Annotated in this window: 21 protein-coding genes; 8 read left to right on the forward strand and 13 right to left on the reverse strand. The window is 68.3% G+C overall.

Annotation, left to right across the window (positions count from 1 at the left end):
- Positions 1–179: 179 nt before the first annotated feature.
- The 3 genes from DMX10_RS28590 to DMX10_RS28600 form a co-directional block, all read right to left on the reverse strand.
- Entirely contained in the window at positions 180–2324 is a 2145-nt protein-coding gene (locus DMX10_RS28590) for a 3-hydroxyacyl-CoA dehydrogenase NAD-binding domain-containing protein (RefSeq protein ID WP_111264275.1), read from the reverse strand.
- Positions 2325–2339: 15 nt separating this feature from the next.
- Positions 2340–3545: an acetyl-CoA C-acetyltransferase gene (locus DMX10_RS28595; protein ID WP_111264276.1), complete on the reverse strand. Its 1206-nt coding sequence runs from the start codon at positions 3543–3545 to the stop codon at positions 2340–2342.
- Between the two features lie 547 nt (positions 3546–4092).
- Positions 4093–4980, reverse strand: coding sequence for an AEC family transporter (locus DMX10_RS28600; RefSeq protein WP_111264277.1), 888 nt, complete (start codon positions 4978–4980; stop codon positions 4093–4095).
- A 120-nt stretch (positions 4981–5100) separates the two neighbouring features.
- Here DMX10_RS28600 and DMX10_RS28605 point away from each other — a divergent pair, with 120 nt between their 5' ends.
- The 4 genes from DMX10_RS28605 (at position 5101) to DMX10_RS28620 (ending at position 9629) form a co-directional block, all read left to right on the forward strand.
- The gene (locus DMX10_RS28605) at positions 5101–5457 is read left to right on the forward strand and encodes a rhodanese-like domain-containing protein (RefSeq protein WP_111264278.1); all 357 of its coding nucleotides are present in this window, start codon (positions 5101–5103) and stop codon (positions 5455–5457) included.
- Complete coding sequence (locus tag DMX10_RS28610; protein WP_111264279.1) at positions 5457–6251, forward strand: cytochrome c; 795 nt, start codon at positions 5457–5459, stop codon at positions 6249–6251. Before DMX10_RS28605 ends, DMX10_RS28610 begins: the two co-directional genes overlap by 1 nt.
- 90 nt (positions 6252–6341) lie before the next feature.
- A complete protein-coding gene (locus DMX10_RS28615) occupies positions 6342–6785 on the forward strand; it encodes a hypothetical protein (protein ID WP_111264280.1) in 444 nt (147 codons plus the stop codon).
- Positions 6786–6809: 24 nt separating this feature from the next.
- Positions 6810–9629 carry a DUF4132 domain-containing protein gene (locus DMX10_RS28620; protein WP_256604873.1) on the forward strand — a complete coding sequence of 940 codons (2820 nt, stop codon included), beginning with the start codon at positions 6810–6812 and terminating at the stop codon, positions 9627–9629.
- A 314-nt stretch (positions 9630–9943) separates the two neighbouring features.
- On the opposite strand, the gene DMX10_RS28625 is transcribed toward DMX10_RS28620, so the two are convergent.
- The 4 genes from DMX10_RS28625 to DMX10_RS28640 form a co-directional block, all read right to left on the reverse strand.
- The gene (locus DMX10_RS28625) at positions 9944–10675 is read right to left on the reverse strand and encodes a proteasome-type protease (protein WP_111264281.1); all 732 of its coding nucleotides are present in this window, start codon (positions 10673–10675) and stop codon (positions 9944–9946) included.
- A gap of 133 nt (positions 10676–10808) precedes the next feature.
- The gene (locus DMX10_RS28630) at positions 10809–11612 is read right to left on the reverse strand and encodes a transglutaminase family protein (protein ID WP_111264282.1); all 804 of its coding nucleotides are present in this window, start codon (positions 11610–11612) and stop codon (positions 10809–10811) included.
- The gene (locus DMX10_RS28635; RefSeq protein ID WP_021222640.1) at positions 11609–12559 is read right to left on the reverse strand and encodes an alpha-E domain-containing protein; all 951 of its coding nucleotides are present in this window, start codon (positions 12557–12559) and stop codon (positions 11609–11611) included. Before DMX10_RS28635 ends, DMX10_RS28630 begins: the two co-directional genes overlap by 4 nt.
- A gap of 2 nt (positions 12560–12561) precedes the next feature.
- Positions 12562–13971 carry a circularly permuted type 2 ATP-grasp protein gene (locus DMX10_RS28640; RefSeq protein ID WP_111264283.1) on the reverse strand — a complete coding sequence of 470 codons (1410 nt, stop codon included), beginning with the start codon at positions 13969–13971 and terminating at the stop codon, positions 12562–12564.
- 393 nt (positions 13972–14364) lie between these two features.
- Between DMX10_RS28640 and ydcS the strand changes: the two genes are divergently transcribed.
- Complete coding sequence (ydcS, locus tag DMX10_RS28645; protein ID WP_111264284.1) at positions 14365–15522, forward strand: putative ABC transporter substrate-binding protein YdcS; 1158 nt, start codon at positions 14365–14367, stop codon at positions 15520–15522.
- Between the two features lie 749 nt (positions 15523–16271).
- Here the strand turns inward: ydcS and DMX10_RS28655 are convergent.
- From DMX10_RS28655 to DMX10_RS28680, 6 genes are all read right to left on the reverse strand, one after another.
- The gene (locus DMX10_RS28655) at positions 16272–17015 is read right to left on the reverse strand and encodes a type 1 glutamine amidotransferase (RefSeq protein WP_111264286.1); all 744 of its coding nucleotides are present in this window, start codon (positions 17013–17015) and stop codon (positions 16272–16274) included.
- Between the two features lie 134 nt (positions 17016–17149).
- Positions 17150–17491: a ribonuclease E inhibitor RraB gene (locus DMX10_RS28660; protein WP_111264287.1), complete on the reverse strand. Its 342-nt coding sequence runs from the start codon at positions 17489–17491 to the stop codon at positions 17150–17152.
- Positions 17492–17749: 258 nt separating this feature from the next.
- Positions 17750–18649 carry a DMT family transporter gene (locus DMX10_RS28665; protein WP_111264288.1) on the reverse strand — a complete coding sequence of 300 codons (900 nt, stop codon included), beginning with the start codon at positions 18647–18649 and terminating at the stop codon, positions 17750–17752.
- A 212-nt stretch (positions 18650–18861) separates the two neighbouring features.
- Positions 18862–19623 carry an SDR family oxidoreductase gene (locus tag DMX10_RS28670; protein WP_111264289.1) on the reverse strand — a complete coding sequence of 254 codons (762 nt, stop codon included), beginning with the start codon at positions 19621–19623 and terminating at the stop codon, positions 18862–18864.
- Between the two features lies 1 nt (position 19624).
- Complete coding sequence (locus tag DMX10_RS28675) at positions 19625–20563, reverse strand: alpha/beta hydrolase (RefSeq protein ID WP_111264290.1); 939 nt, start codon at positions 20561–20563, stop codon at positions 19625–19627.
- Positions 20547–22022 carry an NAD(P)/FAD-dependent oxidoreductase gene (locus DMX10_RS28680; protein ID WP_111264291.1) on the reverse strand — a complete coding sequence of 492 codons (1476 nt, stop codon included), beginning with the start codon at positions 22020–22022 and terminating at the stop codon, positions 20547–20549. The genes DMX10_RS28675 and DMX10_RS28680 overlap by 17 nt, the downstream gene beginning before the upstream one ends.
- Positions 22023–22188: 166 nt before the next feature.
- Between DMX10_RS28680 and DMX10_RS28685 the strand changes: the two genes are divergently transcribed.
- From DMX10_RS28685 to DMX10_RS28695, 3 genes are read left to right on the forward strand one after another with little or no spacing between them, the layout of a single operon-like run.
- Positions 22189–23229 carry an AraC family transcriptional regulator gene (locus DMX10_RS28685; RefSeq protein WP_111264292.1) on the forward strand — a complete coding sequence of 347 codons (1041 nt, stop codon included), beginning with the start codon at positions 22189–22191 and terminating at the stop codon, positions 23227–23229.
- Positions 23226–23570, forward strand: coding sequence for a hypothetical protein (locus DMX10_RS28690; RefSeq protein ID WP_111264293.1), 345 nt, complete (start codon positions 23226–23228; stop codon positions 23568–23570). The genes DMX10_RS28685 and DMX10_RS28690 overlap by 4 nt, the downstream gene beginning before the upstream one ends.
- Entirely contained in the window at positions 23570–24109 is a 540-nt protein-coding gene (locus DMX10_RS28695; protein WP_111264294.1) for a GNAT family N-acetyltransferase, read from the forward strand. Before DMX10_RS28690 ends, DMX10_RS28695 begins: the two co-directional genes overlap by 1 nt.
- Positions 24110–24499: the final 390 nt, after the last annotated feature.

The raw sequence follows: 24499 nt of genomic DNA on the forward strand, positions 1-24499 counted from the left end.
GGCGCACCCTGCGGCGACCGCCCGCCGTATCCGCCGAAGACGGGCACCGCCTTGCCGCTGCCGTGATCGGGCATCCCGGCGCGATCATCCCCCGCAGCGCCATGCCGACAGCTTTCGCCTGAGCCCCAGGAACGACAAAGCCGGCGCGAGGCCGGCTTTGTCGTGGCGCCATCAGAGGATCAGAACCCCTCACCCTTGGCCGCCTTCTCCAGCAGCAGCGCCGGCGGCTCGAAGCGTTCGCCGTACTGCTCGGCCAGGTAGCGGGCACGGGCGACGAAATCCTGCACGCCGTATTGGTTGATGAACTGCAGGGCACCACCGCTCCAGGCGGCGAAGCCGATGCCGAAGATCGAACCGATGTTGGCGTCGGCAGTGGACAGCAGCACGCCCTCCTCCACGCAGCGCACGGTCTCGATGGCCTGGATGAACAGGATGCGGTCACGCACGTCTTGCGCCGGGATCTGCCGGTCGGCCTTCTCGAAGCGCGCCTTCAGCTCCGGCCACAGGTGTTTCTTGCCGCCTGCCGGGTACTCGTAGAAGCCGCCACCGGCCGCCTTGCCGGGGCGCTTGTACTCGTTGACCATCAGGTCGATCACGGCGAAGGCCGGGTGCTGCGGCATCGCCTTGCTTTCGGCCTTGAGGTCGGCGGCGGTCTGGTTGCGGATGTGGGTCATCAGGCTCATGGAGACCTCGTCGGAGATCGCCAGCGGGCCCACCGGCATGCCGGCCTGGCGCGTCTCGTTCTCGATCATCGCCGCCGACACGCCCTCGCCGAGCATGGCGATGCCCTCGTTGGTGAAGGTGCCGAACACCCGCGAGGTGAAGAAGCCGCGGCTGTCGTTGACCACGATGGGGGTCTTCTTGATCTGCAGCACGTAGTCGAAGCCACGGGCCAGGGTCTCGTCCGAGGTCTTCTCGCCCCGGATGATCTCCACCAGCGGCATCTTGTCGACCGGGCTGAAGAAGTGCAGGCCGATGAACTTCTCCGGCTTGGCCACGGCGGTGGCCAGCCCGGTGATGGGCAGCGTGGAGGTGTTGGAGGCGATCACCGCATCGGCCAGGGCGCTGGCCTCGGCGGCGGCGGTGACCTTGGCCTTCAGCTCGCGGTTCTCGAACACGGCCTCGATGATCAGGTCGCAGCCTTCGAAGTCGGCGTCATCCACGGTCGGCTTGATGCGGGCGAGGAAGGCGTCGCGCTTCTCCGCGCTCATGTGGCCACGGGCGACCTTCTTGTCCAGCAGGCCGGCGGAGTACGCCTTGCCCTTCTCGGCGGCTTCGATGGAGACGTCCTTGAGCACCACCTCGATGCCGGCGGCGGCGGAGACGTAGGCGATGCCCGCGCCCATCATGCCGGCGCCGAGCACGCCGACCTTCTTCGTTTCATAGCGGGCCGGGCCCTTGGGCCGGGAACTGCCGGCGTTGATCTCGTTCAGCTGGAACCAGAAGGTGCCGATCATGTTCTTCGCCACCTGCCCGGTGGTCAGCTCGGTGAAGTAGCGCGCCTCGATCAGCTGGGCGGTGTCGAAGTCCACCTGGGCGCCTTCGACGGCGGCGCACATGATCTTCTCCGGCGCCGGGAAGCAGCCCTTGGTCTTGTCGCGCAGCACGCTCGGGGCGATGGCCAGCATCTGCGCCACGGCCGGGGTCGACGGGGTGCCGCCGGGGATCTTGTAGCCCTTCACGTCCCAGGGCTGCACGGCCGTGGGGTTGGCGGCGATGAAGGCGCGGGCCTTGGCCAGCAGTTCGTCGCGGTCCTTGGCGATGTCGTGGATCAGGCCGGCCTTGAGGGCCTGGTCCGGGCGCACCTTCTTGCCTTCGGCGAGGTACGGCAGCGCCTTCTCGATGCCCAGCAGGCGCACCATGCGCACCACGCCGCCGCCACCGGGGAGCAGGCCCAGGGTGACTTCCGGCAGGCCGAGCTGGACGTGGCCCTCGTCAATGGCGATGCGGTGGTGGCAGGCCAGGCAGATTTCCCAGCCGCCGCCCAGGGCCGCACCGTTGATGGCGGCGACCACGGGCTTGCCGAGGCTTTCCAGGCGGCGCAGCTGGCCCTTGATCTTGAGGATCATCTGGTAGAAGCCGTTGGCGTCGGCCTGGGTGACCTTGATCAGCTCATTGAGGTCGCCGCCGGCGAAGAAGGTCTTCTTGGCGGAGGTGACGATGACCCCGGCGATGGAATCCTTCTCGGCTTCCAGGCGGTCCACGGTGGCGCCCATGGCCTCGCGGTACACCGCGTTCATGGTGTTGGCGCTCTGGCCGGGCATGTCGATGGTCAGGACGACGATGTTGTCCGGGCCTTTTTCGTAACGGATGGCGTCAGTCATTTTTGTTCTCCGGCCTCAAACTCGCTCGATGATCGTGGCAATACCCATACCGCCGCCCACGCAGAGGGTGGCGAGGCCGTAGCGCAGCTGACGCTTCTCCAGCTCGTCGAGCAGGGTGCCGAGGATGGCGCAACCGGTGGCGCCCAGGGGGTGGCCCATGGCGATGGAACCGCCGTTGACGTTGACCTTCTCCTCCGGCACGCCCATGTCCTTCATGAACTTCATCACCACCGAGGCGAAGGCTTCGTTGACCTCGAACAGGTCGATGTCCGCCACCGACAGCCCGGCCTTGGCCAGGGCCTTGCGGGTGGCCGGCGCCGGGCCGGTGAGCATGATGGTCGGGTCGGTGCTGGTCACCGCGGTGGCGACGATGCGTGCGCGGGGCTTGAGGCCCAGCTCCTTGCCCTTGGCGGCGGAGCCGATGAGCATGGCGGCGGCGCCGTCGACGATGCCGGAGCTGTTGCCCGGGGTGTGCACGTGGTGGATGCGCTCGACGTGGCTGTACTTGCGCAGCGCGGTGGCGTCGAAGCCCATCTGGCCCATCATCTCGAAGCTCGGCTTGAGCGCGCCGAGGCCTTCGAGGGTGGATTCGCCCCGGATGAACTCGTCGTGGTCCAGCAGCACGATGCCGTTCTGGTCGGTGACCGGCACCAGGGATTTGTTGAACGAGCCGTCGGCGCTGGCGCGGGCGGCCTTCTGCTGGGAGCGCAGGGCGAAGGCGTCCACGTCCTGGCGGCTGAAGCCCTCCAGGGTGGCGATCAGGTCGGCACCGATGCCCTGGGGCACGAAGCTGGTGTGCAGGTTGGTTTCCGGGTCCATCGCCCAGGCGCCACCGTCGGAGCCCATGGGGATGCGTGACATGGATTCCACGCCGCCGGCCACCACCAGGTCCTCGAAGCCGGAGCGCACCTTCATCGCGGCGAGGTTCACGGCCTCCAGGCCCGACGCGCAGAAGCGGTTGATCTGCTGACCCGAGACGGTCTCGTCCCAGTCGGCCACCAGCGCGGCGGTCTTGGCGATGTCGGCGCCCTGGTCGCCCACCGGGGTCACGCAACCGAGCACGATATCGTCGACCTGGCTGGTATCCAGCGTGTTGCGCGCCTGAAGGGCCCTGAGCAGCCCGGCGATCAGGTTGACCGGCTTGACGCTGTGCAGCGCCCCGTCCTTCTTGCCCTTGCCGCGGGGCGTGCGCACCGCGTCGTAGATATATGCTTCGGTCATGGCGTTCTCTCTTGTCGTTAGGCAGACGGGCCGGCCAGGGGCCAACCGCTGTGGGGCTTACCTTAGCGGCACGCGGGCCGCACTCAATGACCGAACTGCTCAGCGCCATTGACTTCTGCGCTCAGACGAACGGTCACCTGACTCCCAGGTCAACGCGATGCGTCTGGCGCAGGGGTTGCCACGCGGGGTTCCGGCGCCACCCGGCGATGGGGTTCTAAGCATTCACCTATTGATCCCAAGCGTTCTAAAGGGATCGGGGGCCGGCCCCTAGAGTTCAGGTTGTCAGAGGTCGTTGCCGGGTTTTGCCGGAGCGGCTCTATCCACCCACCGCCAAGGAGGCGGCCAGGCCGACAGGCAGGCCGTTGACGCCCGACGCACGGCGCCTCCAACAAAAACAAAGGCAGCAGGCCATGTTCAAACAGCCGAAAATGCGGCAAGCGAGCCTCATCGTCTTCGCCACCACCGTCATCCTCATCCTCCCCAACCTGACCCGGCTGGTCAGCTGACAACGCGGGCATCGTCCTGTGCTGCGCACCGCCGCGAGCGGTCAACGCAGCGCAGGTAGCCACCAGGCCAGCAGCAGCGGAATGGTCACGAACGACAGCAGCGTCGAACACATCACCAGGCTCGCCACCTGCTCCGGCGAACGCCCGGCGCGCACCGCCAGCAGGTAGTTGAATACCGCCACCGGCATCGCCGACTGCATCACCAGCACGCCCAGGGTCAGTGGCTCCAGTTGCAGCGCCAGGCCCACTCCCCAGCCCACGCCCGCACCGAAGAGGATGCGCAGTGCCCCCTGCAGCAGGCCGCTGCCCAGGTGGCCGACGCGGATGCTGGCCAGGGATACGCCGAGGGTCAGGAGCATCAGCGGGATGGTCATGCCGCCCAGCAGCTCGATGGTGTTGGCCAGCCAGCGCGGCAGGGACAGGTCGAAGACGATCAGCGGGATGGCCAGGGCCAGGCTGATGACGATAGGGTTGATGAACAGCTTCTTCACCGAACGCTCGCTGCCCGAGAGCAGCAGCCCCAGGCTGAACTGCACCACCGCCAGGGCCAGGAAGAAGCCCACCGCCAGGGCCAGGCCCGGCTCGCCGAACGCGTAGAGCGCCACCGGCAGGCCCATGTTCCCGGAATTGGGGAACAGGAAGGCCGGCACCAGCACGCGCCAGTCCTGTTTCATGGCCCGGCCGAGGCCCAGGCCGATCACGCCCATCACCAGGGTGGTGAGCAGGCAGGCGAGCGCGATCTGGCCGAAGGCGTGCTTGTCGATTTCCGCCTGGCTGAGGGTGGAAAGCACCAGGCTCGGCGTGCCGACGTTAAGAACCAGACGAGCGATAAAGTCTGTTGGGTAATTCTGCCCGGAGCGTGCCCAGGCATAGCCGATGCCAGCAGTGATGAGGATCGGCGCCATGACGGCGAACAGCGCGGCCAGCATGGCCCGCTCCTTAGCCCGGAGGGGCGTGGAATGGCTGGAAGGCCCGATCCTAACGGCTGGCGATGACCTCCGGCAATTGTGCTAGGGTCCAAGGGTTCTTGTTTTTCAGGGAGTTACACCATGCGCAAGATGCTCGCCACACTGGCCCTTTCCTTCAGCCTTCCCGCACTCGCCGCCGATGTCGACCAGGCAGCGGCGCTGGAAGCCCTCAAGCAACCGGGCGCCGTGCTGATCGACGTGCGTACACCGGAAGAAATCGAGGCAGGAGCCTTGCCCGGTGCCCGTTACATCGGCTTCGAAGACATCGGTACGAAAATCGCGGAACTGGCACCGGACAAGCACACCCCCATCGTCCTCTACTGCCGCAGTGGCCGCCGCTCCGGCATCGCCCAGGACGATCTGCGTGCCAGGGGCTACACCAATGTGCAGAATGCCGGCGGTTACTCCACCCTCAAACCGATTCTGGACACGCCCTGATGCGCCACCTGCTGCTCTGCCTGCTGTTGCTGACCCCCACCCTGCACGCCGCCGAGCTGCTGCTCGAATTGCCCGGCGGCACGCAACGCTGGGACAGCGCCAGGCTGCTGGCCCACCCCCAGGCGCGGGATATCGAGGTACCCGCGGATGTCGCCTACAAGCGCGCCATGCATTACCGCGCCCTGCCCCTGGCGGCGCTGCTGGACGGGGTCGAGCCCGGCCAGCACCTGCAGGCCGTGGCGGCGGATGGTTTCGCCGCCGAACTGCCCGCCGCGCCCCTGCTCGCCAAGGACGGCGCCCGGGCCTGGCTGGCCGTGGAAGACCCGGGCAAACCCTGGCCGCCCCTGGCCAAGGACAAGCCCAGCGCCGGGCCCTTCTACCTGGTGTGGACCGACCCGCAGGCCGGCGGCATAGGCCCGGAGCAATGGCCCTTCCAGGTGGTCAGGATCCGCTACCTGGCAGCGGTCGCCGAGCGCTTCCCCGCGCTGCTGCCGGCAGCCGATGCGGGCGCCGACGTCCAGGCCGGCTTCGCCCAGTTCCAGAAGAACTGCCTGGCCTGCCACCGCCTCAACGGCGCCGGCGATGCCCAGTTCGGCCCCGACCTCAACCTGCCCTACAACCCCACCGAATACTTCGCCGAAGGCTTCCTCCAGCGCTACATCCGCGACCCGCAGGCCATGCGCCGCTGGCCCCAGGGCCGGATGCCCGCCTTCCCGGCGGCGGTGATCGACGATGCGCAACTGCAGCAACTGGTCGCCTACCTGCGCCACATGAGCGGTCGCAAAACGCCGTGACGCCCCTCACGGACGCGCGCGGATGGACTGTTCCGGCGCCCGCCCCGGCGCTACGCTCACCCACCTGAACCGCCGGCCGGGAGAGCCAGCATGAGCACCGAGCTGCACGTCGAAAGCCTGGTCCTTCGCGGGGCCCGCAACGAAGCCCTCACCCCCGACCTCAACCTGCACCTGGACGACTCCCGGCTCAGCCTGGGCGAGCTGATCCGCCGGGTGGTGCTGCACCAGGTGGCCGAACGGACGGTCGCCGGCTGGCTGGACCGCCTCCAGGCCAGCGTCCCTGCCGACTACCTCAGCGACGACGACATCCGCCGCCAGGCCGCCCGAGGCGCCATCAAGCCGCACGCCGAGCGCCCCGATGCCCCCCGGATCGACGCCGAAGCGGAAGTGCGGCGCGCCCTGGAGGGCTTCCGCCAGCGCCGCTACCGCATCCTTCTCGACGGCCAGATGCTCAACGACCTCGACCATTCCCTCGACCTGCCCGCCCAGGCCCGGCTCACCTTCCTGCGCCTGGTGCCCCTGGTCGGCGGCTGATCCCCAACACGAACGGACTCCCCCATGCAGCATTACCAAGCCGCCCCCCATCAGCAGGCCCGCATCGCCCTGCTCGACGCCTTCCTCGACCGCACCCTGGATGCCCTGCCCGAACGCGACGCGCTGCTGGCCGAAGACGGCTACCAGCATCCGTTCTGGGACGAGGTCGACGGCCTCGCCCTGGCCGACGCCTTCCTCGCCGAAGCCGGCCCCGACGGCCAGCCCGCCCTGGTGGACGCCCTGGTCTTCCCGCGCAGCCTGGGCCACGACGAAACCGAACACCGCTACACCCGCCAACGCCTGGCCCAGATCGTCAGCCGTGCCGGCGTTGCGGCCTACCCCGACGCCTATGGCTTCCAGGCCCTGGAACGGCGTGTGCGGCACATGCTGACCCATGGTTATGAGGACAGCGACCACGGCCTGCTCTTCGGCTACAGCACCGACGCCTACTGGCACCAGCCCGCCAGTGCCTGGGCCACGCCTGACCTCGAGGACTGCCTGGAGCTGCTCGCAGGATTCGCCGTCGACGACGCCTGGCTGGACCTGGCCCACTGGCTGCTAGGGGGCGAGTGGGACCACCCTTGCCCCAGTGAAAACGTGTTTCACAAGCACCTCGCCGAGGCCTACCAGGGCAAGGCAGCGGAGGCCCTGCGGCACTTCGCCGTGGCCCTGGCCGAAACCGACCGCCTGGATGGGGCCCTGCACGAGCGAGCAGTGCGCACCTGGGCCGACAGCCTGTGCACGCTGCCGCCGCTGAATGAAGGGCACAGCCCGGCCGAGCAACGTCTGGACGCACTCAACGCGGAGCTCATCGAGCGCAACCTTGCCCAGTTGCCTGACACCAGCGGACTGTTCCGCCTGATCGGCAAACGCGGCACCTCCTCCCCGCACTGGTTGCTGGCCGGCGTACGCGAAGTGGCACGCCTCGGCCTGGAACCGGGCACCCTCAGGGTTCACTACGAAGACATCTGCGGCCGAGTGCTGATCGCCCTGCTCGACGTCGGCCAACTGGAAAAGGACGACGAGGCCGAACTGGCCAAGCAGCTCGCCGACTTCCCCCGCACCAGCCTGCTCACCGCCCTGCCGTTCAGCGGCGCCGCCAGCGAAGCCGTGCTGGACGCCCTCGGCTGGAGCGACCTGAAGCCGCTGCAGCGCCTCTACCTCGACCTGGCGCTGGCCGTCGACCACAGCGGGCGCCTGGTGGAAGACCTGCAGAGCAGCGACGACCCGGAGCTGGGCGTGGTGGACCGCGACGCCCTGCAAGCCGCCCTGGACCAGGCCGACGCCGGGCACCTGGCCGACTACCTCGCCGCCCTGGAAGGCACCCCCTGGGCCTTCCCCAACACCCGCCTGCTGCTGGATGCCTTCCGTGGCCTGGAGCGCAAGGCCCTGGAGAAGAAGCTGCAGCGCCACGCCCAGGCCGCCTTGCGCGCCTACGGCCTGTTGCCCATCAGCGGCGCGGACGAAACCCGCGAGCGCTACCTGGCCCTCAAGCGCTACCACCGCGAAGTCGAGCGCTACGGCGCCGAGCGCCAGGCCAACTCCCAGGCCGCCATCCAGGCCGGGCTGGAGAACCTCGCCCGCACCGCCGGCCACGGCGACGCCACGCGGCTGGAATGGGCGATGGAAGCGGAGATCGCCGAGCAGACGCCGGACCGCCTGCATCTGGACGGCTACGACCTGTGGCTGGAGTTGCAGGGGCTCAACCCGGTCATCGTCGCCGGCAAGGGCGGCAAGCGCCTGAAGTCCGTACCCGCCGCCCTGCGCAAGCACGAAGACCTGGCCGAGCTGAAGACCCTGCAGGCCCGCATGAAGGACCAGATCCGCCGCTTCCGCCTGACCCTGGAAGCCATGATGGCGCGTGGCGAGGCCCTGGAGCTGACGCAGCTGCGCCAGCTGCTGCGCATGCCGGCGGCGCGCCTGCTGCTGGACCACCTGGTACTGCGCGACGGTGACGGCCAACTGGGCTGGCTGGACGGCGACGCCTTCACCCTCTGCTCCCTGGCGGGACCGGCGCGCCCCATCGAAGGCCCGCTGCTGATCGCCCACCCCCTGCACCTGTTCGAAGCCGGCGCGCTCTCCGCCTGGCAGCAGGCCCTGGTGGCCCAGCGCCGGGTGCAGCCGTTCAAGCAGGTGTTCCGCGAGCTGTACCTGTTGACCCCGGCCGAACGGGAGAACGGCCTGAAGTCCCTGCGCTTCGCCGGCCACGTGCTGCGCAGCGCCGTGGCCGCGCGCCTGCTGCGGGCCCGGGGCTGGACCACCCACGACGGCGAAGAGGTATTCCGCAACTGGGGCCAGGGCCTGTATGCCTTCGTCGACTTCCCCGATGCGCAGCGCTACCTGCCGCTGACCGAGACCATCACCCTGCAGGCCATCGAATTCGTCCGCGACCGCGCGCCCCTGCCCCTGGAAGAGGTTCCGCCGCTGGTGTTCTCCGAGACCCTGCGCGACGCCGACCTGATCGTCTCCGTGGCCTTCACCGGCGAGACCGGCACCCACGCCGGCAGCGCCGAGGTCATCCAGCGCCGCGCCGAACTGGTGCAGGCGCTGGTGGGCAACCTGGGGCTGGCCAACGTGCGCTGCGAGGGCCACCACGCCCACATCACCGGCAGCCGCGCGCGCTACCGGCTGCACCTGGGCAGCGGCGTCATCCATATCGAGCCGGGCAACTACCTGTGCATCGTCCCGGCCGGCAAGCCGGCGGATGACCTCTACCTGCCCTTCGCCGACAGCGACGCGCGCACCAGCGAGATCATCAGCAAGCTGTTCCTGCTGCTGGATGACGGGGCGATCGACGACCCGAGCATCCTCGAACAGATCCGCCGCAGCGAGGTGCCGGCGTGAGGGATAGGCCCAACCCGTGGGAGCGAATTCATTCGCGATGAAGCCGGCACCCTGCCCGCCCCTTTCGCGGCTGAAGCCGCTCCCACAACCGGTGCCGTAGGTTGGCGCCGAGCGCAGCGAGGCCCAACGCAATCATGTTCGGCCTGGCGACGTTGGGCTTCGTACCTCAGCCCAACCTACGGTCCGTAAGGCGGGTGAAACCCGCGTGGTTTCGTGCATGGTCCTCGTCGGGTTGCACCCGACCTACAGGCGTCCAGAACTCCGTAGGGGCGAATTCATTCGCCCGCTCTTTCGCGCCGCCCGTGACCTCGACGTCAGACGTTGTATTCCGCCGGTGGCGCCGGCAGCTTCTCCAGCACCTCGTGCAGGCCGGCGGCCCATTGGCGGCGCACGCCTTCGTAGTATTCGTCGTCCTCGGTGACGCGGTAGCCGGCGGGAAGGATCAGGCTGTCGGTGTGGTAGACCAGCAGGTCCAGCGGCATGCCGACCGAGAGGTTACTGCGGATGGTGGAATCGAAGGAGACCAGCGCGCAACGCAGCGCCTCCTCCAGGCTGGTGTCATGCTTGAGGTTGCGATCGAGGATCGGCTTGCCGTACTTGCTCTCCCCCAGTTGCAGGAAGGGCGTGTCCTCGGTGGCCTGGATGAAGTTGCCCTGCGGGTAGATGCTGTAGAGCGCGGGCGGCTGGCCGGCGATCTGCCCGCCGACGAGGAAGGAGCAGGTCAGGTCGGTGTTGCCCGCCAGCGGCGCGCCGTCGCGGGCCACCACCTCGCGGATGGTTTCGGCCACCAGGGCGGTGGCGTCGTAGAGCGTGGGCACGCTGTCGAGGTTCACCAGGGTACTGCCCAGGCGCTGCTTGAGCAGGTTGACCACCGACTGCGAGGTGGCCAGGTTGCCCGCCGTCTGCAGCACGATCAGGCGTTCACCGGGCGTACCGAAGGTGAAGAGCTTGCGGAAGGTGGCGATGTGGTCGATGCCCGCGTTGGTGCGCGAATCGGAAACGAACACCAGGCCATCGGCAAGGTGCATGGCGACGCAGTAGGTCATGGTTCTCTCCCGTTTTTATGTGCCCCCCGCCTCCCCCGCGCCTTGCGCTTCGGCATCACCGGCCCGTGCCTGCCGGGATGGCAGGCGGGCAGTCGAATGACCGGTGATGCAGCGAGAAGTCCTGTGACGCGTGTTACTGCTGCTCCTGGACCATCAGCAGGGGCGGCACGTCGATGTCGACGCGCGCGTGCATCTGCTCGCCGCCGCCACGGCGCATGCCGCGCACCGGGCAGGCATCCAGGTAGTCCAGGCCGACGGCGAGCTTGAGGTGGCGCTCCGGCCGGGACAGGCGGTTGGTGACGTCGAAGCTGTACCAGGCATCGCCCAGCCAGGCTTCCGCCCAGGCGTGGCTGACCAGGTGGGCGTTGTTCTCCTTGTACAGGTAGCCGAAGACGAAGCGCGCCGGCACGCCGAGGGTGCGGGCGCAGGCGAGGAAGGCGTGGGTATGGTCCTGGCAGACCCCCGCGCGGCCGGCGAAGGCCTCGGCGGCGGTGCTGTCCACGGCGGTGACGCCGGTCCGGTAGTCGATGTGCTCGTGCAGCGCGTCCATCAGGGTGATCAGGCCGCTGCGCTCGGGCCGGGGCTTGCAGTGGGTGTGGGCGAAGGCACGCAACGCCTCGTCCGCCGTGGTCAGGCGGGTGGAGCGCAGGAACGGCAGCGCCGAAAGCTTGTCGTGCTCGGCCTCGCTGTGCTCGTCGATCTCCACCTGGCCACGGGCACCGATGACGATGGCCTCGTGGGGTTCATCCAGGGTCAAGACGTGGAGGATGTTGCCGTAGGGATCGATCTGCGCGCGTACCGGGCGCGGCAGGTCGAGCTGCCAGCTGAGGATGTGCTGGCGCTCGCTGTCGTGGGGCGTCAGGCGCAGGTACTGGATGCTCGCGCGAACCTGGTCGTCGTAGCGATAGGTGGTTTCGTGGCGGATGGACAGTTTCATACGGCCTCCAGATATGAGCTGTGGATCGCTCTGGCCAGTTGGCGAACCAGCAGGATGAAGTCGGTGAGCCAGCCGTGCAGGCCCTCACCGAGGATCTCGTCGATGCTCGTGTAGCGCAGGCGTGCGTCCAGCTCGGCGGCCAGGCGCTGGGCCGGCCGGCCGTTCTCGCCGGGCAGGCTGGAAAGGATCAGGTTGAGCTCCTCCATGCAGGCACGCAGGGAGCGCGGCACGTCGGGGCGCAGCAGCAAAAGTTCGGACACCTGGCGTGCGCCGGGCGAACCCCGGAACACCTCGGTGTAGGCCTCGAAGGACGACAGCGCGCGGAGCAAGGCGCTCCACTGGTAGTAGCCACGTGCGGACGTATCGCTGACCTCCTCCGCCTCCTCGCCGAGCATCTCGTAGCGTGCATCGAGCAGGCGCAGCGTATTGTCCGCCCGTTCTATGAAGGTTCCGAGACGGATGAAGCGGTAGGGGTCGTGACGCATGATGGTGCCGAAGGTGGCACCACGGAACAGGTGCGAGCGTTCCTTGACCCACTCGCAGAAGCGCTTGATCCCGTAGCGCCCCAGGCCCTCGCCGGCGATGCCGCGCATCTCCAGCCAGGTGGCGTTGATGTTCTCCCACATGTCGGCGGTGATGCGCCCGCGCACGGCGTGGGCGTTGGTGCGGGCGGCGCCCAGGCAGCTGTAGATGCTCGCCGGGTTCTCCGCGTCGAGGGCGAAGAAGTGCAGCATGCGCTCGGCGTGAAGCTGGCCGTGGCGGGTCAGGTAGGCGTCCAGGGTGCCGGTGATCAGCAGCGGCATGGCGAGTTCTTCCAGGCCATCGCCACGGCCGTCCTGGGGCATCAGCGACAGCGAGTAGCTCACATCGAGCATGCGCGCGAGGTTCTCGGCGCGCTCCAGGTAGCGCGACATCCAGTAGAGATCGGAGGCAGTACGGCTCAGCACGATCAGTCCTCCACGATCCAGGTGTCTTTGGTACCGCCGCCCTGCGACGAGTTCACCACCAGCGAGCCCTCGCGCAGCGCGACGCGCGTCAGGCCGCCCGGCACCAGGCGCGTTTCGCGGCCGGAGAGGACGAACGGGCGCAGGTCGATGTGGCGCGGGGCGATGCCCTTCTCGACGAAGGTCGGGCAGGTGGACAGGCTCAGCGTGGGCTGGGCGATGTAGGCCTCCGGGCGCGCCTTGAGGCGTTCGCGGAAGGCTTCGATCTCCGCCTTGGTGGCGGCCGGGCCGACCAGCATGCCGTAGCCGCCGGAGCCCTGGGTTTCCTTCACCACCAGCTCCGGCAGGTTGGCCAGTACATGGGACAGCTCCTCGGGCTTGCGGCACTGCCAGGTGGGCACGTTGGCGAGGATGGGTTCCTCGTCGAGGTAGAAGCGGATCATGTCGCCGACGTAGGGGTAGATCGACTTGTCGTCCGCCACCCCGGTGCCGATGGCGTTGGCCAGCACCACGTTGCCGGAACGGTACGCCGCCAGCAGGCCGGGCACGCCGAGCATGGAGTCCGGGTTGAAGGCCAGCGGGTCGAGGAAGGCGTCGTCGAGGCGACGGTAGATCACGTCCACCGGCTGCGGGCCGGAGGTGGTGCGCATGTAGACACGGTCGTCGCGGACGAACAGGTCGGCGCCTTCCACCAGCTCGACGCCCATCTCGCGGGCGAGGAAGGCGTGCTCGAAGTAGGCACTGTTGAAGCGCCCCGGGGTCAGCACCACGACGCTGGGGTTGTCCAGCGGGCTGGAGCTCTTGAGGGTCTCCAGCAACAGGTTCGGGTAGTGGTCGATGGGCGCCACGCGCTGCGCCGCGAACAGCTCGGGGAACAGGCGCATCATCATCTTGCGGTCTTCGAGCATGTAGCTGACGCCGCTGGGGGTGCGCAGGTTGTCCTCGAGCACGTAGTAGGTGCCGTCGCCGTCGCGCACCAGGTCCACGCCGGCGATGTGGGCATAGATGTCGCGATGCAGGTCCAGGCCCTGCATGGCGATCTGGTAGCCCTCGTTGGCCAGCACCTGCTCGGCCGGGATGATCCCCGCCTTGATGATGCGCTGGCCGTGGTAGAGGTCGGCGAGGAACATGTTCAGCGCCTTGACGCGCTGGATGCAGCCGCGTTCGACGACACGCCACTCGCTCATGGGGATGGATCGGGGAATGGTGTCGAAGGGGATCAGGCGCTCGGTGCCCTGTTCGTCCCCGTAGAGGGTGAAGGTGATGCCCGCCCGGTGGAACAGCAGGTCGGCTTCGCGCCGCCTCTGGGCAAGCAGCTCTTCGGGGGTATCGGCCAACCAGCGGGCGAATTCCCGGTAGTGCGGGCGGCATTCGCCACTCGCGTCGTACATCTCGTCAAAAAAGGTGCGGGCCATGCCGGACTCCTTGTCACCACCGACCATCTTGCAGTCGCAAGCCTCGTGCCAGCGACTCAACCCTTTACGTATCAATGAGTTGCACACGGACTCCAGCTCCGACGCACTGCGATGGTGCAGCTTCGGGAGCGGAACGGGTGCCACCGCCCCGTTTGGCGGCGATACGGATTAGGACGGGGAGCTGCGCGTACTTGTTCCCTAATTCTTCGCTCATCGCGAATGCGCCCACGCAAGCAGTCTAGGACAAGGCCGGCAGCCTGCCCGCGCCGTCGGTAACCTTGCTTGTCAGGCCACAGGCCGCGAACTACGCTGGCTTGAGCACCTCCCGCCTCACGGCCCGCTGCTCTGGCGGTCGCCGCCCAGGCTCCGCCGCATCCGCATCAGGAGTCGACCATGTCCTCGATCAGAAGCACCCTTTCGGCGTTCGCCTGCGCCAGCGCCCTGCTCAGCGGCGCGCTGCAGGCAGCAGAACCGCTCAGGCAGATCGGCGCGGGCGAAGGCGCGCTCGACATCGTCGCCTGGCCCGGCTACATCGAGCGCGGCGAGACCGACAAGGCCTACGACTGGGTCACCGCCTTCGAAAAGGACAGCGGCTGCAAGGTCAACGTGAAGACCGCCGCCACCTCCGACGAGATGGTCAGCCTGATGGCCAAGGGCGGCTACGACCTGGTCACAGCCTCGGGCGATGCCTCCCTGCGCCTGGTGGCGGGCAAGCGCGTGCAGCCGATCAACACCGCGCTGATCCCCAATTGGAAGAACGTCGACGAGCGGCTCAGGGACGCCCCCTGGCACACCGTGGCCGGGCAGCACTTCGGCACGCCCTACCAGTGGGGGCCGAACGTGCTGATGTACAACACCCAGGTCTTCCCCAAGCCGCCGACGAGCTGGAACGTGGTGTTCGAGGAGACCACCCTGCCCGACGGCAAGAGCAACAAGGGCCGGGTACAGGCCTACGACGGCCCCATCTACATTGCCGACGCCGCCCTCTACCTGCGCCGCACCCGGCCCGAGCTGGGCATCCGCGATCCCTATGAATTGAGCGAGGCGCAGTACGCCGCCGTCATCGCCCTGTTGCGCGGCCAGCAACCGCTGATCCACCGCTACTGGCACGACGCGACCGTGCAGATGAGCGACTTCAAGAACGAAGGCGTGGCCGCCTCGGGCTCCTGGCCCTACCAGGTCAACGCCCTGCGCGGCGAAAAGCAGCCCGTCGCCTCCACCATCCCCACGGAGGGCTCCACCGGCTGGGCCGACACCACCATGCTGCACGCCGAGGCCAAGCACCCCAACTGCGCCTACAAATGGATGAACTGGTCCCTGGAGCCCAAGGTGCAGGGCGACGTGGCGGCCTGGTTCGGCTCGGTGCCGGCAGTGCCCAAGGGCTGCACCGACAGCGAACTGCTCGGCGCCGGCGGCTGCGCCACCAACGGCTACGACCAGTTCGACAAGATCGCCTTCTGGAAGACACCCCAGGCCAAGTGCGGTGACGGCCAATGCGTGCCCTACAGCCGCTGGACCCAGGACTACATCGCGATCATGGGTGGGCGTTAGCGGGCCTGCCCGAGGCGCCGTGCGGCCCTCTTCGCGAATGAATTCGCTCCCACCCCGGGCCTGACCGCTGCGTAGGGTGGAGGTCGCTTTCTACCTCCACCAGGCGCTGTCGATCACGGCACGGCGTCGGGCCTTGGGGTTTACCGCGGCAGGAGAGCGGCGGCGCTGCGCGTCGCTTGGCGAATGAATTGGCTCTGTCGGCGTTAGCTGTTGTGGTTTTAATGCAGGCGCTCAAGCACGGTACTTTCCGGGCGCTTGAGGGTTTGTGCCACCTTCACCGCATGGGTTTCGCTTCGCTCGCGGAACGCCGCCCGACCCATCCTACGAAAGCCCGTGCGCACCACATGGCGATGCGCTGGACGAAGAAGTTGGAGCAGCCGCCAACGCCCCTCCAGGAGGCCGAACGCAGTCGTTGCGCCGGGGGACGAGCGGCATGGATGCCGCGAGAGGCGCGCCAGGCCATGGATGGCCCATCGCGCCGGCCCCCGATAGCGACGATGGAGTGAGGGAACCCCGGCGAAGCCGGGGCCGGATGATGGGGCAAGCCTCTTTGGTTTCTTTCTTGGCGACTGAAGAAAGAGACTCGCCCGGGGGGCGAAACCAGAAACATCATCAGAGCTCGGCAATCAGCTGGACTCAAATCCTCTAGCAACACTTAACGCAGACAGAGCCAATGAATTCGCCCCTACAGGGTCTGCGCCTGATGTAGGTCGGGTGCAACCCGACACTGTTGCAAGAAGAACTCGGCGCTAGGCGCTCAAGGCCGGGGCCGAGCGCAGGGGCTGGTCCTGGAAGGCCAGGTCCAGCCAGCGTCGGTAGAACCCTTCCGCCACCTGGTGCAGCGCCTCCACCTTGGCCGGCAGGTCTTTGAGCATGCGCTCCCTGGACTGCTGGCTGGGCTGGGTCTCGTCGAGCAGGTGGGCCCAGTCGGTGAGCCACAGTTGCACCAGTTCCTCGGTCATCTCCGGGTGGCCTTGCAGGGCCAGCACCTTGTCGCCCCAGGAGAAGCCCTGGTTGGGGCACCAGGGGCTGTCGAACAGCCACTGCGCACCGCTGGGCAGGTCGAAGGTATCGCTGTGCCACTGGTAGACCGGGAACTGCATGGGCAGGTGCGCCACCCAGGGGTTGCCCACTGCCAGCGCGCGTTTCTCCAGCGGCTGCCAGCCGATCTCGGTATAGGGCATGCGATGCACCGCCGCCCCCAGCGCCCGTGCCAGCAGCTGGCCGCCGAGGCAGTGGCCGATGATGGGGATGTCCCGCGCGATGAAATGCCGCAGTGCTTCGATTTCTGCCTCGATCCAGGGCAGTGGGTCGTTGACGCTCATCGGCCCGCCCATCACCGCGACCGCGCGCGGGCGATCGAGGTCATGGCCGTCCAGCTCGCCCTGGTCCACGCGCAACACGGTGAAGGCCCGGCCTTGCGCGTCCAGCACGCTCGCGAGATGGCCAGCCGGACAGAAATCGGCATGGGTAAGAATCAGGATATCGGTCATGTCAGCCCTCCGTTTCCGGAGTCTGAGGCAAAGCCCATGCCGAGGTCGAGTCAGGAAAAGGTAAGTTTTTTCAGGCACCTGGAACGACACCGGCCAGCACAGGGCTGGCCGGTGATTACCAGGCGTTGGGGAACTCAGCGCGCAGGCGCGGGGAGTTCCTGGGTCACGCCCCATCCATCCAGGGTCCCGCCGAGGGGCACGACCAGCTCCTCCAGGTCGTGTTCGAAATCGCCGATGCCGGCGTGGGTGGCGTACATCACCTTGCTCACCTGCAGGTGCCAGGCCCCGTCGTCGCGGGGCGACACCTGGGCGTTCAGCCATTCACCGCAGAACTTTCGCGCAGCCATCCGGGCCCGGTCCTCGTCGGGGAAGATGGCGTAGAACTCGATGGGATGGACCCGGGCGAAATCGAAACCGCCCTCTTTCATGCGCCGTAGAACATTGCTGCTGACGTCATCGTGGAAGGTTGTGCTCATGGTAACGACCTCCTCTCTGGCGATTGATGAGTTTCGCTTGTAGACGGCCGAAGGCTTCGGCCTCGCGACGCCTGGCGGCGTCGCCACGGGCGGCCCTGCGGACGCGGGGCACCACCCTGGCCAGCCCCCGTGAAGGAGATGGCCGCTGCTTTTCTCACGCACAACGATCGACTGCATCAAGGTGCAGGTTAGCGTCAGCTCGGCCGGTCTGCCCGCCGCCGAGCGAACTTTCCTTCGCCTGGCACGACGGGCGGCACTTCAGGCACCGTCGGGCGAAACCGCCCGTCGCTCCGCCCGCCCACCGAGGCCGATGGCACCCAGCACCAGGGCCATGCCCAGGGCCTGCCCGGCGTTCAGCCCTTCGCCCAGCAGCAGGCCACCGACCAGCACTGCGCCCACCGGCATCAGCCCGGTGAACAGCCCGGCCACGCTGGCCTGGACCTGGCTGATGCCGCGGTACCAGAGCAGGAAGGACAGCACGCTGGCGCTCAGCGCATAGAACAACACCCAGGCCCAGGTCGCCGGGCTTATCGCCATCCAGTCGAACGCGGGGGCCTGCAACAGTGCCAAGGGCAGGAACAGCGCCAGCCCCGCGAGGTTCACGCCGAAGGCCATGGCCCAGGGATGCAGCGCCAGGGACAGGCGCCGCGAATAGATGGCGAAGATCGCCTCGGCCAGCACTGCGCCCAGCACCAGCGTATTGCCGAGCACGCTGCCTGTACCGCCCTCGCCGCCGCCCAGCAGGTTGAGCAGGGCGATTCCCGCTACCGCCAGGGCGATTGCCAGCGCGCCCTGTGCGCCGATCCGCTCGCGCAGCCAGAACCAGGCCAGCAGCGCCACCACGCTCGGCGTCGCGCTGGTGATGATGCCCGCACTGGTGGCACTGGTGTGCTGCACGCCATAGAGCATGAACAGGCTGAACAGGAAGCAGCCGAAGAACGCCTGCAGGAACAGCCCCTTGCCGGCCGTGGCATCCAGCCCCCGGCGCACCCTGGTCGACACCATGCCCGGCGCCAGCACCAGGGCGGCGATGAGAAAACGCAGGCAGGCGAAGACGAACAGCGGCACCTCGGCCAGCACCAGCTTGCCGATGGCGATATTGCCGCCGACCAGCAGCATGGACAGGGCGAGACAGGCGTAGGCGAACCAGGGGGTCATGGAAAGCGTCCTTGCGGGGCGCACCAGGGAGGTGCGGCCGGCCAGACTATACGCTGCCGACTCACGCGCAAAGCCACCCGGAGATGCCTGTCCAGCGGAGCCCCGCCTGCGCGGGGATGACCGCGTGCATGGAAGCCTGCGCAGGCACCGTCACCCTCGCGGAAGCGGGGGCCCACCGGATGTCGGCTGCAGCCATGAACCCGTCGGCCGCCCTACTCCCGGCTCAGCCGGCCCATGATCAGCCGGCTGACCCACGGCGGCGACACCTGCCCGGACCAGTACATCAGCTTGAACAGCAGGCTGATGGGCCGGTGCACGGCGGCGCCATGGGCCTGCTGCCAGGCGGCCTCGGCGATGTCCTCGGCCTTGAGGTTCACCCCGAGGCGGCGCAGGGTCGGCGGTTCGAAGCGCTGGCTCTCGACCATCGGGGTACGCACGAAGGGCGGCATCAGGTCGCCGACACGGATGCCATGGCGCCGCCACTCCAGCTCCAGGGCCTCGGTGAAGCCGCGCACGGCGAACTTGGAGGCGGAGTAGCTGGCCATGTGCGGCGTGCCGTAGAGGCCCGAGGCCGAGCCCATGTTGATCACCTGGGCATCGGCGGTGGTCTTGAGATAGGGGAAGGCCGCGTGGGTCATCTGCACCAGGCCCAGCACGTTCACCGCGAGGATGCGCGCATGCTCGGCCACATCGATCGTCTCGAAGTGGCCGAAGCGCAGCAGGCCCGCGCAGTTGAACAGCAGCCGCAACTGGCCGTCGTGGCGCCCGCAGAAGTCCGCCAGGGCGCCTTCGACGGCGGCCAGGTCGGTGACGTCCAGGGCCTGGTACCAGAGCCCGCCCAGTTCGGTGGAGAGTTCTTCCAGCGGCTGCGGGGCGATGTCCAGCAGGCCCACCGTCCAGCCCTTCTGGTGGAACAGTCGCGCGGTGGCCCGACCGATGCCGGACGCGGCGCCGGTGATGAGGATGTTGTGCATTTCAAGCCCCCTCGCCGCTGCGGGCGTGGATGAAGGCGAGGATGCTGGCCAGCGCCTGGTCAGCGGCACGCAGCATGCCGGCGTGGGCCTGGAACACATGCCACAGCCCCGGGTAGCGCTCCAGGCGCACCGGCACCCCGGCCGCCCGCGCCGCGTCCGCCAGGCGCAGGCTGTCGTTGAGCAGCAGCTCGTCCTCGCCCACCTGCACCAGGATCGGCGGCAGGCCGGCCAGGTCGGCGTAGATCGGCGACAGCCCGGGGTCGCGGCGATCCAGTCCGGCAGGGGCGTAGAGGCTGATGGCCTGTTCCATCCACAGCGGATTGAGCAGCGGGTCGCCGGCCAGCGGCTGGTGCATCTGCTCGCCGCTGAAGTCGGTCACCGGCGACAGCAGCACCAGCCCCGCCGGCTGCGGCAGCCCCTGGCGACCGAGCTCCAGGGCGGTGATCAGGCTGAGGTTGCCCCCGGCGGAATCACCACCGATGAAGATGCGTTCGCTAGCGTAGCCCTGGGCCAGCAGCGCGCGGTAGGCGGCCACGGCGTCCTGGCGGGCGGCGGGGAACGGGTGTTCGGGCGCCAGGCGGTAGTCCAGCGCACAGACCGACAACCCGCCACGGCGCGCCAGGGTGGCGGTGATGGCGCGGTGGGTCGCGGCGGCGCCGATGAGGAAGGCACCGCCATGCAGGTAGAGCAGCACGCTGCCGTTGTCCTGTGCCGGGCGGTGCCATTCGCAGGGCACCCCGCCGAGGCTGTCGCGGCTGCGGGTGACGCCGCGCATCGCCACCGGGGTGGAGGTCAGCGCGCGGATCACCGCCCGCTGCCCGGCGATGGGCATCGGCGGGCGCACCAGGCCCCGGAACAGCACCCGCAAGCCCCCACGCAGCACCGCACGCAACAGCGGCTGGCCGGCATCGGGCGCGGTGAAATCAACGGACGCATTCATAGTGGTCGAGCTCCGGTTGGCGGGTCTGTTGGCGGTAGGTCAGGGTGAAGCCGGGCCAGTTGTTGGTGTTGCGGCCATCGGCGGTCTTGTACCAGCTGTTGCAGCCACGCTCCCACACCGTATGGCGTACGGCGTGCTGCAGCCTGTCGTTGAAGCGGCGCTGCACCTCGGGCTTGAGGTCCATGTAGCGCAGGCCGTCGCGCTGCAGCGCGCGCAGGCAGCCGAGCACATAGGCGAACTGGCTTTCCAGCATGTAGAGGATCGAGTTGTGCCCCAGGTTGGTGTTCGGCCCGTAGAGGATGAACAGGTTGGGGAAGCCGCTGACGCTGATGCCCAGGTAGGCTTCGGCGCCCTCGCGCCAGGCCTCGTTGAGGTCGCGGCCACTGCGACCCTGGATGCTCATGGGGGCGAGGAAATCGGTGGCGGCGAAACCGGTGCCATAGATGATCGCGTCCACCTCGCGCTCGCGGCCGTCGGCGGTGAGCACGCCACGCTCGCTGACGCCGGTGATGGCCTGCTCCACCAGCTCGACGTTGTCCCGCGACAGGGCCGGGTAGAAGTCGTTGGAGATGAGGATGCGCTTGCAGCCCAGCGGGTAGTCCGGCTGCAGGCGCCGACGCAGCTCCGGGTCACGGATGCTGCGCGCCAGGTGCAGGTGAAAGCCCAGGCGCATCACCTTCATCAGCGGCGGGAAGACGGTGAAGGCCAGGGCGCGCGCCTCGTGCTGGATGTACTTGAGCAGCCGGTCGACCTTCTGCAGCGCCGGCAGGCGCTTCATCAGCGCCAGCTCCCATGGGCGGTAGGCGCGGTCGGGCTTGGCGATGACGTAGGCGGCGGAGCGCTGGAACAGGTGCAGCTGCGCCACCTGCGGCGCGATCTGCGGCACGAACTGGATGGCGCTGGCGCCGGTGCCGATCACCGCCACGCGCTTGCCGGCCAGGTCGTAGTCGTGGTTCCAGCGCGCCGAGTGAAACACCTCGCCGGTGAAATTCTCGATGCCGGGCAGGCGCGGCATGGCCGGCCGGTTCAGCTGCCCGCAGGCGCTGACCAGGGCACGGGCGCTGAAATGCTCGCCCGTGGTGGTCTCCACCCGCCACAGCGCCGCCGCCTCGTCGAAGCGGGCGCCGGCCACCTCGGTGCCGAAGCGGATGCGCCGGCGCAGGCCGTGGCGCTCGGCGCACTGCTGCTGGTAGGCGTGGATCTCCGCCTGGGGCGCGAACTTGCGCGACCAGTCGAGCTTGGGCTCGAAGGAGAAGGAGTAGAGGTGCGAAGGCACGTCGCAGGCCGCGCCGGGGTAGGTGTTGTCACGCCAGGTACCGCCGAGGTCGGCGGCCTTCTCGAGGATCAGAAAATCCTCGATGCCGCATTGCTGCAGGCGGATGGCCAGGCCGAGGCCACCGAAGCCGGCACCGATGATCAGCACGCGCAGGGGCGCCGGGTGCTGGGGATTGTTGTTCATTGTTTTCTCCCATGCTCGCCGCAACCGTCGGGGACCAGGCCAGCCGAACGTGCGGATGAGAGGATGCTAATGCGCGGCGGCGCACGCTGTTTATGGCATGATCGGACAGCGAATTGTGCTTTTCGGACAGAAATGCCCGTTCAACCGCCAAGGAACGCGACACGACATGCAGGACATTTCCCACTGGCCACCCCGCCGCAGTGCCATCAGCGTGCAGCTGCTCACCCAGTTCGGCCTCGACCACGGGCTCGCCGTGGAGCGTTGCCTGGCCGGTACCGGCCTGGACTGGAACGCCCTGGCCGACCCCGGCGCCGAGGTCGACTCGCAGCAGGAACTGGCGCTGGTGCGCAATATCGTCCAGGCCCTCGGGCACATCCCCGGCATCGGCCTCAAGGCCGGCCGCCGCTACCACCTCAGCACCTATGGCATCTGGGGCTTCGCCCTGCTCAGCAGCCCCACCTACCGCAGTGCCGCCGAACTGGGCCTGCGCTACCTGGATCTGACCTACGCCTTCCACACCATGCGCCTGGAAGAGCACGACGACGAAGCGCACCTGGTGCTGGAGGGGCGCGGCCTGCCCGAGGACCTGCGCGGCTTCCTGCTGGAGCGCGACATCTCCGGGGCCCTCAGCGTGCAGCGCGACCTGAACAATGCCGACCTGCCGCTGCAGCGCGTGAGCCTTGCCCTGCCCGCGCCGGCCGACGCCACGCCCTACCGCGAACTGCTGGGCGTGACGCCGGGCTTCGGCGCACAGGACAATCGCATCGTCTTCGCCCGCGCCCTGCTCGATTTGCCGCTGCCCGGCGCCAACCCGCAGGTGGCGCAGCAGTGCGAAGCCCAGTGCAAGGCACTGCTGGCGCGCCGCCGGGTGCGCGTGGGGCTCGCCGGGCGCATCCGCGATCGCCTGCTGTCCCAGCCGGGTCTGCTGCCGGACATGGAGCGCATCGCCAACGAGCTGCACATGACCTCGCGCACCCTGCGTCGCCGCCTGGACGCCGAAGGCACCTCCTTCCGCCAGTTGCAGGAGGAAGTGCGCAACGCCCTGGCCGAGGAACTGCTGGCCACCGACGGCATCCGACTGGAAGAGATCGCCGAACGCCTCGGCTATGGCGAACTGTCCAACTTCATCCATGCTTTCAAACGCTGGAAGGGCATCACGCCCGGCCAGTACCGCAGCCAACTCCAGCCCCGGAACGCCCTGTCATGAGATACACCCTCGCCCTGCCCCTGCTCCTCGTCGCCGGTCCGCTGCCGGCACAGACCCTGGAAACCCCCGGCTACCGCATCGAAATCATCGAGCAGTGCGAGGAAGGCACCGTCGGCTGCGACAACGTGCTCTACCGCGGCACCAGCAAGAAGAGCGGCAACACCCTGGAACTCAAGGGCCGCCAGCTCATGCGCCTGTGTGCCGATGGCGTCACCCCCTGCCAAGCCCTGGGCTACGAGTTCAACAACGGCGATACCCGCTACGTCGTCGGCGAAGACGGCCACCTGAGCGTGACCCGGGGCGAGCGCACGCTGGTGGACCAGCAAGGCGAGTGGCGTTGATGCCCGCCCAGGAGGACTACCCGGTAGTCCCGGCCGAGCCCCATCACCTGGCGGTGCTGGCCGAGATCGAGCGCGCCGCCGCCAGCCTGTTCCCGGAGGGCACCATTCCCGAACTCCTGCGCGAGGCGACCGTGCCCCAGGCACTGCTGGCCCAGGGGCAGGCCGAAGGCCGCTTGTGGGTGGCACAGGAGGGCGGCGGCATGGCCGTGGGCTTCGCCCTGGTGGAGGTGCTCGGCGGCATCGCCCTGCTGGCGGAACTGGACGTGCTGCCTTCCCTGGGCCGTCGCGGCATCGGCCGTCGCCTGATCGCCGCCGCCCGCGACTGGGCCGAGGCACGCGGCCACGATGCGCTGTACCTGACCACCTTCGCCGACATCCCCTGGAACGCCCCCTACTACGCCCGGCTCGGTTTCCGCCCGCTGGAGGAAGCCGAGCTGCACGACGAGCTGATCCGCCGCCTCAAGGAGGAAAAGGCCTTCGGCCTGGCCGACCGCGTGGCCATGCAACTGCGCCTCGGCCCGGTGATCCCCGCCCCGTAGGAGGGCGTGGAGCGCAGCGAAACCCATCGTTCCCAGCCCTAGCCCACACCCACGTCATCAGCCACCACAGCATGGGTTTCGCCAGGCTCTACCCATCCTACGGACCCCACATGCCACGCCCGCCCGTAGGAGGGCGTGGAGCGCAGCGAACCCTATCGTTCCCAGCCCTAGCCCACACCCACGTCATCAGCCACCACAGCATGGGTTTCGCTAGGCTCTACCCATCCTACGGACCCCACATGCCACGCCCGCCCGTAGGAGGGTGTGGAGCGCAGCGAAACCCATCGATCCAGGGCCCAAGCGCCACCGGTGCAGGCCGGGAGCCCCCTCCCGCGAGCCGCCCTGCGGTCGTTGCTTTCCCGCCCAAGCGGGGCTTGGCTGATATCAGGA

Source organism: Pseudomonas sp. 57B-090624, assembly GCF_003234055.1.
Lineage (GTDB): Bacteria > Pseudomonadota > Gammaproteobacteria > Pseudomonadales > Pseudomonadaceae > Metapseudomonas > Metapseudomonas tohonis.